Origin of the sequence: Roseomonas gilardii subsp. gilardii (genome assembly GCF_023078375.1) — a bacterium.
Lineage (GTDB): Bacteria > Pseudomonadota > Alphaproteobacteria > Acetobacterales > Acetobacteraceae > Roseomonas > Roseomonas gilardii.
The window spans coordinates 3,371,744-3,384,092 of sequence record NZ_CP095554.1 but is presented as its reverse complement, the minus strand read 5'-3'; the positions used below and the strand labels follow the sequence as shown (position 1 = coordinate 3,384,092).

General features: G+C 69.2%; 11 protein-coding genes, 1 tRNA gene and 1 pseudogene. 11 read left to right on the top strand and 2 right to left on the bottom strand.

Annotated elements, in window-relative coordinates:
* Positions 1-2: 2 nt before the first annotated feature.
* From mrdA to MVG78_RS15550, 7 genes and pseudogenes are all read left to right on the top strand, one after another.
* A pseudogene (mrdA, locus tag MVG78_RS15580) lies at positions 3-1,877 on the top strand (penicillin-binding protein 2); the annotation flags it as partial.
* Between the two features lie 28 nt (positions 1,878-1,905).
* Positions 1,906-3,057, top strand: coding sequence for a rod shape-determining protein RodA (gene rodA, locus MVG78_RS15575; RefSeq protein WP_247552946.1), 1,152 nt, complete (start codon positions 1,906-1,908; stop codon positions 3,055-3,057).
* Positions 3,058-3,161: 104 nt separating this feature from the next.
* Positions 3,162-3,237: transfer RNA gene (locus MVG78_RS15570), tRNA-Lys, on the top strand.
* 304 nt (positions 3,238-3,541) lie between these two features.
* Positions 3,542-3,901: a DUF6481 family protein gene (locus MVG78_RS15565; protein ID WP_247552944.1), complete on the top strand. Its 360-nt coding sequence runs from the start codon at positions 3,542-3,544 to the stop codon at positions 3,899-3,901.
* A gap of 218 nt (positions 3,902-4,119) precedes the next feature.
* Positions 4,120-4,839, top strand: coding sequence for a gamma-glutamylcyclotransferase (locus MVG78_RS15560; protein WP_247552942.1), 720 nt, complete (start codon positions 4,120-4,122; stop codon positions 4,837-4,839).
* A 111-nt stretch (positions 4,840-4,950) separates the two neighbouring features.
* The gene (locus MVG78_RS15555; protein WP_247552940.1) at positions 4,951-5,283 is read left to right on the top strand and encodes a PsiF family protein; all 333 of its coding nucleotides are present in this window, start codon (positions 4,951-4,953) and stop codon (positions 5,281-5,283) included.
* Positions 5,284-5,477: 194 nt separating this feature from the next.
* On the top strand, positions 5,478-7,331 hold the full coding sequence (locus tag MVG78_RS15550; RefSeq protein ID WP_247552939.1) for an AI-2E family transporter: 1,854 nt from the start codon (positions 5,478-5,480) through the stop codon (positions 7,329-7,331).
* A gap of 27 nt (positions 7,332-7,358) precedes the next feature.
* Here MVG78_RS15550 and MVG78_RS15545 read toward each other — a convergent pair whose 3' ends face one another.
* Positions 7,359-7,505, bottom strand: coding sequence for a hypothetical protein (locus tag MVG78_RS15545; protein WP_247552937.1), 147 nt, complete (start codon positions 7,503-7,505; stop codon positions 7,359-7,361).
* A 353-nt stretch (positions 7,506-7,858) separates the two neighbouring features.
* Here MVG78_RS15545 and MVG78_RS15540 point away from each other — a divergent pair, with 353 nt between their 5' ends.
* A complete protein-coding gene (locus tag MVG78_RS15540; RefSeq protein WP_247552935.1) occupies positions 7,859-8,392 on the top strand; it encodes a DUF2141 domain-containing protein in 534 nt (177 codons plus the stop codon).
* A 206-nt stretch (positions 8,393-8,598) separates the two neighbouring features.
* Entirely contained in the window at positions 8,599-9,768 is a 1,170-nt protein-coding gene (locus tag MVG78_RS15535) for a multidrug effflux MFS transporter (protein ID WP_247552933.1), read from the top strand.
* A 16-nt stretch (positions 9,769-9,784) separates the two neighbouring features.
* On the opposite strand, the gene MVG78_RS15530 is transcribed toward MVG78_RS15535, so the two are convergent.
* Positions 9,785-10,417 (bottom strand): DUF938 domain-containing protein, encoded by a 633-nt coding sequence (locus MVG78_RS15530; RefSeq protein WP_247552931.1) that lies wholly within the window; start codon positions 10,415-10,417, stop codon positions 9,785-9,787.
* A 153-nt stretch (positions 10,418-10,570) separates the two neighbouring features.
* On the opposite strand from MVG78_RS15530, the gene MVG78_RS15525 reads away from it, so the two are divergent.
* Positions 10,571-11,278, top strand: a complete 708-nt coding sequence (locus MVG78_RS15525; RefSeq protein ID WP_247552929.1) for an SDR family oxidoreductase — start codon at positions 10,571-10,573, stop codon at positions 11,276-11,278.
* A 100-nt stretch (positions 11,279-11,378) separates the two neighbouring features.
* On the top strand, positions 11,379-12,317 hold the full coding sequence (locus MVG78_RS15520) for a 1-phosphofructokinase family hexose kinase (RefSeq protein ID WP_247552928.1): 939 nt from the start codon (positions 11,379-11,381) through the stop codon (positions 12,315-12,317).
* The last annotated feature ends 32 nt before the right edge of the window (positions 12,318-12,349 follow it).

Genomic DNA, 12,349 nt, shown 5'->3' with positions numbered 1-12,349 from the left:
CCATGAGCCGCCGGGGCGAGGAGGAGCGCCGCCGCTCCATCTTCACCCGCCGCGCCCTGGTGCTGGGCGGCATCCAGCTCGGCGGGCTGGGCTTCCTCGGCTACCGCCTGCACCGGCTGCAGGTCGATGAGGGCGACCGCTATGCCACGCTGGCGGAGGAGAACCGCATCTCCTCACGCCTCCTCGCGCCGCCGCGCGGCCGGATCATGGACCGCAATGGCGAGATCGTCGCCGCCAACCGGCTGAACTGGCGGGCCCTGCTGACCGCGGAATCCGCGGGCGACGTGCCGGCGGTGCTGGAGACCTTCTCGAAGCTGCTGCCGTTGCAGGATCACGAGAAGGCCCGCATCGAGCGCGATATCCGCCGCCGCCGCCGCTTCATTCCCGTCACCGTCCGCGACTTCCTGACCTGGGACGAGATGGCGCTGCTGGAGATCAATGCACCGGATCTGCCCGGGATCAGCATCGATGTCGGCACCACCCGGGACTATCCGGAGCATGAGCAGCTCGCCCATGTGGTCGGCTACGTCGCTCCGCCGGCGGAACGGGACATTGGCAAGGATCCACTGCTGGAACTGCCGGGCGTCCGGGTCGGCCGCGCGGGGATCGAGCGCTATCACGACGTCATCCTGCGTGGCCGTGCGGGATTGCAGCGTCTCGAGGTGAATGTCGTCGGCCGAGTGATCCGCGAGCTGGACCGGCGCGAGGGCGTGCCAGGCCAGGACATCCAGATCAGCGTCGATGCCCAGCTCCAGCGCACCGTGCGCGGCCGTTGCGAGGAAGGCACCAGCGCCGTGGTGCTCGATGCGAAGTCGGGCGAGGTCCTGGCCATGGCGAGCCAGCCTTCCTTCGACCCCTCGCTCTTCGATTCCGGCGTGTCCGCCGCCCAGTGGAAGGAATGGACCAGCAAGCGTTCCACGCCCCTGATCAACAAGGTGACGAACGGCCTCTACGCCCCGGGTTCCACCTTCAAGATGGTGGTGGGCATGGCGGCGCTGGATGCCAAGGTGGTCACGCCGGAGGACCGGGTCTTCTGCCCCGGCTACTACGATCTGGGCGATACGCGTTTCCACTGTTGGTCGCGCTACGGCCACGGCTCGATCAACATGCGCAACGCGCTCAAATTCTCCTGCGACGTCTATTTCTACGAGATGGCCAAGCGCACCGGCATCGACCGCATCGCCGCCATGGCGAAGCGGTTCGGCCTGGGCGTCGACCTGCAGATCGAGCTTCCCGGCACGCGCAGCGGCTTCGTCCCCACCCGCGAATGGCGCCTGAAGCAGGGCAAGCCCTGGAATCTCGGCGACACCGTCGTCCATGGCATCGGGCAGGGCTTCTACCAGCTCACCCCGCTCTCCCTGGCCACGATGACCGCCCGTCTCGCCACCGGCAGGGCGGTGCAGCCCCACCTGACCCATGCCATCGGCGGCAAGCTGGTCCGTGGCGTGAAGGCGGAGGACTGGCCCTCCATGGGCATGCCGGAACGCGACCTGCGGCTGATGCGGGAAGGCATGTTCGCCGTGGTGAACGAGGAGCGCGGCACCGGCGCCGCCGGCCGCATCCCCGCGAGCTATGGCATCCTTGCCGGCAAGACGGGCAGTGTGCAGGTCAAGCGCGTGACACGCGAGCAGCGCGAACGCGGCTTCCGGGCCGAGAACCTGCCGCGTGAATGGCGCCCGCACGCGCTCTTCGTCTGCTTCGCCCCTTACGAGGACCCGCGCTATGCCGTGGCCGTGGTGGTCGAGCACGGCCTCGCCGGTTCCGCCGCCGCCGCGCCGCTGGGCAAGCAGATCATGATGGACACCATCGAGCGCTTCCGGCAGGTGCCCAACCCCGCCGGTCCCCGCGTGGCCGATGCCGGCTCCCTGGAAGACCCCAATCCCCGGCCCCCGGGGGGAGGCGCTGATGTCCGGCCTCTACGAACGCCGCCTGCTGCGCGTCGAGCGCGGCTTCGGCGTGCTGGAGAAGCTCTGGGCCATGCCCTGGCTCTTCATCCTCATGCTCTGCGCCCTGGCCGGGGTCGGCTATGTCGCCCTCTACTCGGCGGGCGGCGGCAACCCAGCCATCTATGCCAGCAAGCATGCCATCCGCTTCGCCTTCGGGCTGATCCTGATGGTCTGCATCGCGCTGGTGGACATCCGCGTGATCGCGAAACTGTCCTGGCTCGGCTATGCCCTCGGAGTCGGCCTGCTCGTCCTGGTGATGCTGCACGGGCAGGTGGGCAAGGGCGCGCAGCGCTGGATCGATATCGGCCCGGTCCAGCTCCAGCCCTCGGAGCTGATGAAGATCCTCCTGGTCCTGGCGCTCGCCTCCTGGTTCCACCGCGCTTCCTGGGAAAGGGTGGGCAACCTCTTCTTCCTGATCCCGCCCGCCATCGCCGTGCTGGTGCCGATGGCGCTGATCCTGAAGCAGCCGAATCTGGGTACGGCCCTCATCACCGGCGCCATCGGCCTGGCCATCTTCTGGGCCTCCGGGGCGCGCTGGTATCTCTTCGCCCTGCTCTTCGCCGCCATCGGCACGGCGGCGCCCATCGCCTACGACCATCTGCACGACTACCAGAAGGCGCGGATCACCACCTTCCTCGACCCGGAGAGCGATCCGCTCGGCGCCGGCTACAACATCATCCAATCCAAGATCGCACTCGGCTCCGGCGGGCTCTGGGGCAAGGGGTTCCTGCAGGGCACCCAGGGACACCTGAACTTCCTGCCCGAGAAGCAGACGGACTTCATCTTCACCATGATCGCCGAGGAATTCGGCTTCTTCGGCGCGATCGCCACGCTGGGGCTGCTGGCGCTGGTCGTGATCTTCGCCTTCCTCGTCGCGATCCGCTGCCGCCACCAGTACGGCCGCCTGGTCGCGGTCGGGCTCGGCACCAATTTCTTCCTCTACGTCTTCGTCAACATCGCCATGGTCACCGGCTCCATCCCTGTGGGCGGCGTGCCGCTGCCGCTGATCAGCCATGGTGGCTCGGCGATGATCACCGCGATGGTCGGCTTCGGCCTTCTGGCCAGCGTCTGGGTGCATCGCGACGCCGAATTCGCCGCGGCGAAGGAATAGCGGCAAAGAGTTGGGGCAGGGGGTTGACCCTGCCGTTGAAGACGGTAAATAGGCGCCACCGACACGGACGGCGCCACTGAAAAGCGGGGCGGTTCGAAAAGGTCGGGCGCATAGCTCAGTTGGTAGAGCAGCTGACTCTTAATCAGCGGGTCCTAGGTTCGAGCCCTAGTGCGCCCACCAATTCCTTCCATCACTTGATCTGGTATTCGACCCACTGTCACTGTGGACGGCACATCCGGGGATCCATCGGGAACCTCGCCCGGGCGAAGAGCCCCAAGCCCTGTCCATGCGGGTCGTTGATCCGTTTCTTTTCCGGAACCGAGATTCCTGGGCTATGCTGATGCAGCATGGTCCTTCCGGCACGAACTGTGTCCTGGCCACCCGCTTGCGGCAGGCAGCGGCCGGAAGGCATCTCCCATCCGTGCCCGGCGGAACCGCGCCGGACCATTCCATTTCCACGCAGCAAGGAGGCTGAAGCCTGAGCATGAGCAAGCATACCCCCGGAAGCCTGACCCAGCGGCTTGAGGATCAGGCCAAGGCGAAGCAGGCGATGCTGGAGGCTTTTCGTGCGCGCCCGACCCAGGACGATCCCGAACTCGCCGCCCGCCGCGCCGAGCGTATCGCCGCGGAGCAGGCCCGCGAAGCCCGTATGGCTGCCCGCCGTGCCGAGCGCCTGGCCGAGATCGAGCGCCAGAAGGAGGAGCGCAAGGCCAAGGCCGAAGCCCGCGCCGCCGCCCTGCGCGAGCAGAACCAGCGCAAGCCGATGACCCGTTCGCGCGTCGCTTCCATCCTGGCCGGCCATCAGGCGGCGCGGGAAGCCCGCAAGGCGCAGCACCAGCGCTGACCTTTTTCCGGTCGTCCCGGGGCTGCCCCGCAGCCCGGGAAAGACCTCAGAGGCCCAGGCGGCGATACAGAATCGCCGATCCCGTCACGGCGGCCTCGCGGACCATCGGTTTACGTGATGTTCTGGATCGGGATTTGGCACATTCCCGGAATGCCCGGGCTGTTGCATAGGGGGCCCCGTATTCTCGCGCCCCTGAAGGGCGTGGCGAACCGGAGCCCATGTCCCTGACCGATTCATCCTCCCCGGCCGATCCCGACCAGGTCTCCACTGCCCTGACGCGCGACCTGCTGCGTTCGGGCAAGCTGGACCGGATGGTATCCGCCGCGGTGCCCGGCCTGCGCCTGATGAGCGATGCGGAACGCGAGGCATCGTTGCGGCAGACCCTGGCGGCCCGGCCCGACGGCGCGGACGGTGCCTGGGTCTTCGCCTACGGCTCCCTGATGTGGAACCCCACCATCCATCATGTCGAACGGCGCGTGGCGAGGGTGGAGGGGTGGCACCGCTCCTTCTGCCTCTCGACCCCGATCGGCCGCGGCACGCCCGAGAATCCGGGTCTCGTCCTGGCCCTCGACGAGGGTGGGCGCTGCGACGGTGTCGCCCTCCGCCTGGATGAGAAGCACCTCCCGGACGAGCTTTCCCTGCTCTGGCGGCGGGAGATGCTGACCGGCGCCTATCGCCCCGTCTGGGTACCGCTCCACGATATCCAAGGGCAGGTCTTCGGCCATGGGATCGCCTTCGTCATCGACCCCACAGGGCCGCAATGCGTGCGGCTCGGGGAGGAAGAGACGGTGCGCCGGCTCGCCACCGCGCGGGGCCAGATCGGCTCCTCCGCGGATTACCTGTTCCGGACGCGGGAGGGCCTGGCGGCCCTCGAACTGAACGATCCCGCCATCGAGCGTCTGGCCGGTCTGGTGGCCGGATTCGGCGCCGCCGCGTGAAAACCTCGTGTCCCGCATCAGGCGGGGCGAGAATGCTTGCTCGCCGCGAGCAAACCGGTCTCTGCTGCGCCGGACGGGCATGAGCCTGTCGTAGCGGAGAATCCTCCTGCCATGCGGTTGTTCCCGACTCTCCTGGCCTCGGCAGCGCTTCTGAGCCTGTCCGGCGCCTATTCGGTCTCCCACGCCCAGTCGGCAGCCCAGACGGCGCAGCAGCAGCGCATGACGGACTGCAACGCCACGGCCAAGACCCGTTCCCTGTCCGGCGACGGCCGGAAGCAGTTCATGAGCGCCTGCCTCTCCGGAAAGGCGGACAGCACGCAAAGCGCCGCCGCGCCCGCCACCCAGCAGGACCGCATGAAGAGCTGCAATGCCGAGGCCGGCACGAAGAAGCTGGCCGGCGACGCGCGCCGCAGCTTCATGAGCGCCTGCCTGTCCGGGCACTAGGCATCCGGGCACTAGGTATCCGGGTACTGGGTCCGTCCGCCGGCTCCGGCGGCATTGCCTGACTGGTCCGGCCTGTGGTGCGATGCATCAGGGCTGGGCCCCCCGCCTGAACCCGGATGGCCGGCCGGCGTTGCCTCCGCATTCCACGCCCATCGTGGCGGGGGTCAGGGCGACGCGGTACAGCAGGCGGTTGCATGAGCATGTTCGAGACCAGACGGCCGCCTTTGCCGGTTGCCATTCCGGCACGGGGCATCATGACCCTGATCGCCAGCGCCATCGTCATCGCCGGCCTCTATCTCGGCCGCGATCTGCTGGTGCCGATCGTGCTGGCCGTGCTGCTGGCCTTCGTGCTGGCTCCGGTGGTGCGGGTCCTGCGCCGCTTCCGCCTGCCCCGCGCGCCCGCCGTGCTGATCTCGGTGCTGCTCGCCTTCGCCTTGCTGCTCGGGATTGGCCTGGCGGTCAGCCGTCAGGGGGCGCAACTGGCGGGGAACCTCTCCACCTACCAGGCCGCGATCCAGCGCAAGGTCAACGCGCTGCGGCTGGATGAGCTGGTGCGGCAGGTGGACACGCTGCTGCGCGGCATGGGCAATCTGGAAGACAGCGCCCGCACCATCCGGCGCCCGCCACCCGTCTCCGCGCAATCCGACCTGACGCCGCTCGAACTGGCCCGTGGCGTGGCGGAGCCGCTGTTCAAGCCGATCGCGACCACCGGCATCGTGGTGGTCTTCACCATCTTCGTTCTTCTGTACCGGGAGGACCTGCGCGACCGGTTGATCCGCCTCGCCGGCACGCGGGATCTTCACCGCACCATGACGGCGATGACCGATGCCGCCTATCGACTGTCGCGTTACTTCCTGGCGCAAGTCGCGCTCAACGCCGGCTACGGCATCTTCGTCGGCACGGGCCTCTGGCTCATCGGCCTGCCCAATCCCGTGCTCTGGGGAATCCTGGCCGGGGTGATGCGCTTCGTGCCCTTCGTTGGCACACCCATCGCGGTGCTGCCGCCGGTGCTGCTGGCCCTGGCGGTCGATCCCGGCTGGTCCATGGCCATCTATGTCCTGCTGCTCTTCGCCTGCAGCGCCCCCCTGATGGGACAGGCGCTGGAGCCGCTCCTCTACGGCCACAGCACGGGCCTTTCCCCGGTATCGGTGATCGTTTCCGCTACTTTCTGGGCCTTCATGTGGGGCCCTATCGGCCTGCTGCTGGCGACGCCGCTCACCGTCTGCCTCGTGGTGCTGGGGCGGCATGTCGAACGCATGAAGTTCCTTGACATCATGCTGGGGGACGGTCCGCCGCTGCGGCCGGAGGAGACCTTCTACCAACGGGCGCTGGAAGGGGATGTGGATGGGCTGGTGGCCCAGGCGCGGCAGATGCTGCGGCACACGCCGCTCTCGGTCTATTACGACGAGGTCGCTCTGCGCGGCCTCACCCTGGCGCAGGAGGACCGCTCGCGCGAGGAACTGGGGCCCGAGCAGTTCGGGCAACTGCGCCGGCACGTGGCCATGCTGCTGGAGGATCTGGCGGTCGGGGTCGAGGACCCGCCGCCCACTCCCGCCCCTGGCGAGGAACTCGCGGAGTCCGATGCGATCCCGATTCGGCAGGGGTTGCCGGCACCGTCCTGGCGCAACGACGGCGCCATGGTGGTGATCGCGGGCCGGGGCGAGCTCGACGACCTCGCGGCGGAAATGGCGGTGCAGATCTTCCGGCGCCACGGCTTCGGCGCGCGGGCGGAAAGCAACAACGTGCTGGAGACGGCGAATCTGGAGCGGCTGGACCCCGCGGCGATCCGTCTCTGCTGTCTGTCGGTTCTGGAGGAAGGCAGCAGCGCTGCGGGGGTGCGGCATTTCCTGCGCCGCATCAGGCGGCGCCTGCCGGAAACCCGGATCGTGGTGGCGCTCTGGCACGCACCGGCCGGAAGCCTGATGCTCTCCGCTCTGAGGAGCGAGAACCCCGGCGAAACCATCACCACATCCCTGCGGGAGACTGTGGCGCTCTGTCAGGCCGTATCGGCCTGGGCCCTCAAGGACGAGGAGCAGCCCGCCGGCTGAAAAGCCGGCGGCTGGTGCTCGGCCGGATCAGCGGTAGACGGCGTCCGCGGCGGCGCGGGCAGCACGGATCTGGCTGAAGAAGCTGCGCAGCTTGGCGAAGAGCATCTCGGCGAGCTGGCGCTGACCCTCATGGGCCATGATCATCGACTCACCCATCTCACGGAAAGTGTTCATCCCGATTTCCCTCATCTGCGGCGGGGGCGCTTGGCTGCGCCGTTTTCCCTGTCTCGCTGCACCGCAAGATGGACCCTCCACACGGATGATTCAAGTCAAAAGCAATGACTTCCAAGTATGTCTGGTAGGTTTTTCTAGGGGTTATCTGTCTTGCACAAGAATTCATGCATCCTCCGGCAAATTCTATAACTTTTATAAGACTTGCTCCTGGGCCATGGCTCGATCGCGCCATCGGCAGCAGACAAGCCGTCGGCGAAGGGGTATCGCCCTGACGGACGACACCGGATGACGGCCCGGGACCCGGCCCGGCCGGCCGTGCCCCGGGTCGCGCGAGATCAGGGGAGAGGTCCGCCATGACGAAGCGATCCCATATCCCGGGCCGCCACACCGCCCGGAACCTGGCCCTGGCCTGCGCCGGGGCGATGCTGTGGGCATCCCTGGCCCCGGGGCAGGTCCGTGCCGAGGGCCCGGCACAGGCCGAGCAGAGCGCCATGCCCTGCAACGCCACCAGCCAGGACCCGAGGATCATGGTCCATGTCGTGGGCGCGCGCAGCGGTAAGGGCGAAGTGGCCGTCACCCTTTACGGTTCGCAACCGGACCGCTTCCTCGCCAGCGGCGGGTCGATCGCGCGGCAGCGCGTACCCCTCAACGGCGCGACCCAGTTGGAGGCCTGCTTCGCCATTTCAGGCCCGGGGCTCTATGCCGTCTCCATCTATCATGACGAGAACGCTGACCATCACTTCAACCGCTCCCTGCTCGGCCTGCCGGAGGAGGGATACGGCTTCTCCAACGACGCTCCGACTCCGATGCGCGCGCCGTCCTTGCGCGAGGCCGGGTTCCAGGCGGGGCCCGGCCTGACCGAGGTGACGGTCCGCCTGCGCTACTGACCGCGGGGCCCAAAGGCCCCGGCTTCCGCCTGCCGGTATTGCGCCGGGCTGGCGGGGGAGGTGCATGGATATCTCGCCCAGCCGGGTGAATCCGTGATCGCGCCCATGGTCATGGCCACTGCTTTGCGGCAGGGTCCGGGCGTCGTCCTCCTCCTCCTTGCCCCGATGCCGACGCATCGCCGCCTTCCACCGGTGCCCGTGTCCTGATGCCTTCCTGGCTTCCCTTTCTTCTCGGCTTCCTGACCGCCATCGGTCCGATCTCGACGGACATGTACCTGCCGGCCTTCCCGGCGATCGAGGAAAGCCTGAGAAGCGGTGCCGGCTCGGCGCAGGTCACGCTCGCCGCCTGGTTCATGGGGCTGGCCGTGGGGCAGATCACCCAGGGCACCCTGTCCGACCGCTTCGGCCGGCGCGGGCCGCTGCTGGTGGGAACGGCGATCTACACCCTGGCCTCGGTCGGCTGCGCCGTCGCGCCGGACCTCGCCACGCTGTCCATATGCCGTGCCATCGCGGCCTTCGGCGGCTCCGCCAGCATGGTGATCCCGCGCGCCGTGATCCGTGACAAGGCCGAGGGGCTGGAGGCCACGCGCCTGATGTCCCGCCTGATGCTGATCATGGGCGTGGCGCCGATCCTGGCGCCCTCCCTCGGCGGGCTCCTGCTCGGCGTGGCGGACTGGCGGATGATCTTCTGGGTCTCGGCCTTCTACGGCGTCGTGTCCTGCCTGCTGGTCTGGCGCTTCCTGCCGGACACGCTGCCGCCGGAATTCCGCGTCTCGCTCGGCGTCGCCAGCCTCCTCGCGCGCTACATCGCGATCCTGCGCGACCCCAGCTTCGTCACCCACATGCTGATGGGCGGCTTCATGATGTTCGTGATGTTCGCCTATCTCGGCGGCGTGCCGCCGGTTTTCATCGAGATCTTCGGCCTCAGCCCGCAGGTCTTCGGCATGCTCTTCGGCATCAACGCCATCGGCTTCATCGGCATGTCGCAGCTCAATCCCTGGCTGGTCGGGCGCTATGGCCACCACCGGGTGATGAGCTGGGCGGCACGCTTCTGCTTTCTGGCCATCCTGGTCCTGGTCGTGGTCACGCTGACCGGTCCCTTTGGCCTGCTCAGCGTCTTCCTGCCGATCTTCTTCGCCATCGCCACCTCCTCGCTGATCATGCCCAATGCGGCGGTGGGCGCCCTGTCGCGGCAGGCCGCGCGGGCCGGCTCGGCCTCGGCGCTGATGGGCATGCTGCAGTTCACCATCGCCGCCAGCGCCGCGCTGGTGGTCGGCGTGCTCAGCGACGGCACGGCGCGGCCGCTCGCCTTCACCATGCTGCTCGGCGTCTGCGGCGCGCTGGCCGCGGACTGGTTCCGTCGCCGCGCCGCCTGAGGGGCGGAGCCTCCATTCATCCGGCGGCATGGCGGAAGACCACGCAGAGATTGTTCGCCGGCATCTCCACGACCTCCTGCCGGCGGAAGCCATGCCGGGCGGCCTCGGCCGTCACATCCTCCAGGCGCCGCAGGCCCCAGGCGGGGTTGCGGCGCCGCAGGCTGCGGTCGAACTCCTCGTTGCTGGGCGCGGTCTCCACGTCGTCCCGCCGATAGGGGCCGTAGAGCAGCAGGACCCCGCCGGCCGGCAGCACCCGCGCGGACCCCGCCAGCAGGCCCCGCGTTGCCGCCCAGGGCGAGATATGGATCATGTTGATGCACAGCACCGCCACGGGGCTGAGCGCGGGCCAGTCCTCCGCGCCGGCATCCAGATCCAGGGCCGGGCGCAGGTTGGGCAGGCCGCTCGCCGCCGCCCAGGCATCGATGCTGGCCCGGGCCGAGGAGTCCGGGTCGCTGGGCTGGAAGACCAGCCCGGGCAGGGCGGCGGCGAAGTGCACCGCATGCTGTCCCGTGCCGCTCGCCACCTCCAGCACCAGCCCTTCCGCCGGAAGGTGGCGCCGCAGCACCGCCAGGATCGGGTCGCGGTTGCGCTCCGCCGCCGGGGCGTGGCGCCGGGGGTCTTCCAGATTGCTCGTCCTGCCGTCACTCATGCGCCGCGACCCTCCGCTCCGATGCCGCGCATCATGATCCCGGCGAAAGAGCGTCCGGCAACCCGCCCGGGCGCCGGGGCGGAAGGGCGCGGCGGGGATGCAGCCGCTCCGCGCCCCGGGCGCTTCATGGGCAGCAGAGAGGAGGGCAGGATCATGCCGCAGGAACAACGCGTCGCGCTGGTGACGGGCGCCGCCCATGGCATCGGGCTGGCGGTGGCCCGGCGCCTGGCCAGGGACGGCTACAGGGTGGTGATCGCCGATCGCGCGGAGCCGCCGCCGGATGTGCCGGCACGCTTCGTCCGGGCGGATGTCGCGGAGGCGGCGGCGGTGCGGGCGCTGGTCGAGGGCATCCGCGACGGGGAGGGGCGCCTCGACGCGCTGGTCTGCAACGCGGGCTTCATGATCCGCAAGCCGATCCGCGAGCTCAGCCTCGCCGAATGGTCCTCGGTGCTGGCCACCAACCTGACCAGCACCTTCCTTCTGGTGAAGGCTGCCGAGGAGATGCTCCGCACGGCGAAGGGCGCGGTGGTCACGGTCGCCTCCACCCGCGCGCACCAGTCGGAGCCGGATACCGAAAGCTATTCCGCCAGCAAGGGCGGGCTGCTGGCGTTGAGCCATGCCCTGGCCATCAGCCTCGGGCCCGATGTGCGGGTGAACTGCGTCAGCCCGGGCTGGATCGACACGAAGGGCGAGGCGCTGCGCCCCGAGGACCATGCCCAGCACCCCGCGGGACGGGTCGGCCGCCCGGAGGACACGGCGGCGCTGATCGCCTGGCTGCTGGGGCCGGACAGCGGCTTCGTCACCGGGGCGGAATTCATCACCGACGGCGGCATGACACGGAAGATGATCTACGCAGAGTAGCAGGCCGGGTAGCGGCATCGTGGCCGCGCCCGTGGTGGAGAGAGGGCGGCCGGGGCATGGCATGCTCCGGCGGGAAACCCAAGGATCAGGACACGCGCCATTGACGAAATCCCGCATCGTGACGCTGACGCTGAACCCGTCGGTGGACCTGACCAGCGTCGCGGAGAAGATCCGACCGATCCACAAGATCCGCACCGAATCCGAGGCCCATGACCCCGGTGGCGGCGGTATCAACGTGTCCCGCGTGGTGAAGGCATTCGGCGGCGAGACCCTGGCCCTGATGCTGGCGGGCGGTGCCACGGGCCATCTGCTGGAGGAACTGCTGGACGAGGCCGGGGTGCCGCGCCAGTCCATCGCCGTGCAGGGCTTCACCCGCATCAGCCAGACCGTGCTGGAGCGTTCCACCGGCCTGGAATACCGCTTCGTGCCCGAAGGGCCGCTGATCGCCGATTCCGAATGGCAGGCGGCGCTGGGCGTGCTGGAGACCGTGGAAGGCGGCTGGCTGGTCTGCAGCGGCAGCCTGCCGCGCGGCGTGCCGGTGGATTTCTACACCCGTGCCGCGCGGATCGCCGCCGGGCGCGGGCTGCGCTTCGTGCTGGACACCTCCGGCCAGGCGCTGATCCAGGCGCTGGAGGCGCCCGTCGATCTCGTGAAGCCCAGCCTGAGCGAGTTCCAGACCCTGGCGGGGCGCGAACTGAAGGACCCGCGCGAGCAGGAGGCGGCCGCCACCGAGATCGTCCGCTCCGGCAGGACGCGCATCCTGGCGGTCACGCTGGGCGCCGATGGGGCGATCCTGGCCACGGAGAAGCGCACCATCCGCCTGCCGGCGCTCAAGGTCGAGGTGAAGGGCGCGGTGGGAGCCGGTGACAGCTTCCTGGCGGCCATGGTGATGGCGCTGTCCCGTGGCGCGGAGCCGGAGGACGCCTTCGCCTGGGGCATGGCCGCCGGCGCGGCCGCCGTGTCCAGCCCCGGCACCGCGCATCCGCGCGAGGCGGATGTGCGGATGCTGCGGCAACGCATCACCCTGCCGCCTGGCTGACCCGGCACCGGCCATCGTGAAAGGAGTGGGGA

Coding starts and splice junctions, on each gene's coding strand:
- rodA (WP_247552946.1), top strand. CDS start 1,906: ATGTCCGGCCTCTACGAACGCCGCCTGCTGCGCGTCGAGCGCGGCTTC.
- MVG78_RS15565 (WP_247552944.1), top strand. CDS start 3,542: ATGAGCAAGCATACCCCCGGAAGCCTGACCCAGCGGCTTGAGGATCAG.
- MVG78_RS15560 (WP_247552942.1), top strand. CDS start 4,120: ATGTCCCTGACCGATTCATCCTCCCCGGCCGATCCCGACCAGGTCTCC.
- MVG78_RS15555 (WP_247552940.1), top strand. CDS start 4,951: ATGCGGTTGTTCCCGACTCTCCTGGCCTCGGCAGCGCTTCTGAGCCTG.
- MVG78_RS15550 (WP_247552939.1), top strand. CDS start 5,478: ATGAGCATGTTCGAGACCAGACGGCCGCCTTTGCCGGTTGCCATTCCG.
- MVG78_RS15545 (WP_247552937.1), bottom strand. CDS start 7,505: ATGAACACTTTCCGTGAGATGGGTGAGTCGATGATCATGGCCCATGAG.
- MVG78_RS15540 (WP_247552935.1), top strand. CDS start 7,859: ATGACGAAGCGATCCCATATCCCGGGCCGCCACACCGCCCGGAACCTG.
- MVG78_RS15535 (WP_247552933.1), top strand. CDS start 8,599: ATGCCTTCCTGGCTTCCCTTTCTTCTCGGCTTCCTGACCGCCATCGGT.
- MVG78_RS15530 (WP_247552931.1), bottom strand. CDS start 10,417: ATGAGTGACGGCAGGACGAGCAATCTGGAAGACCCCCGGCGCCACGCC.
- MVG78_RS15525 (WP_247552929.1), top strand. CDS start 10,571: ATGCCGCAGGAACAACGCGTCGCGCTGGTGACGGGCGCCGCCCATGGC.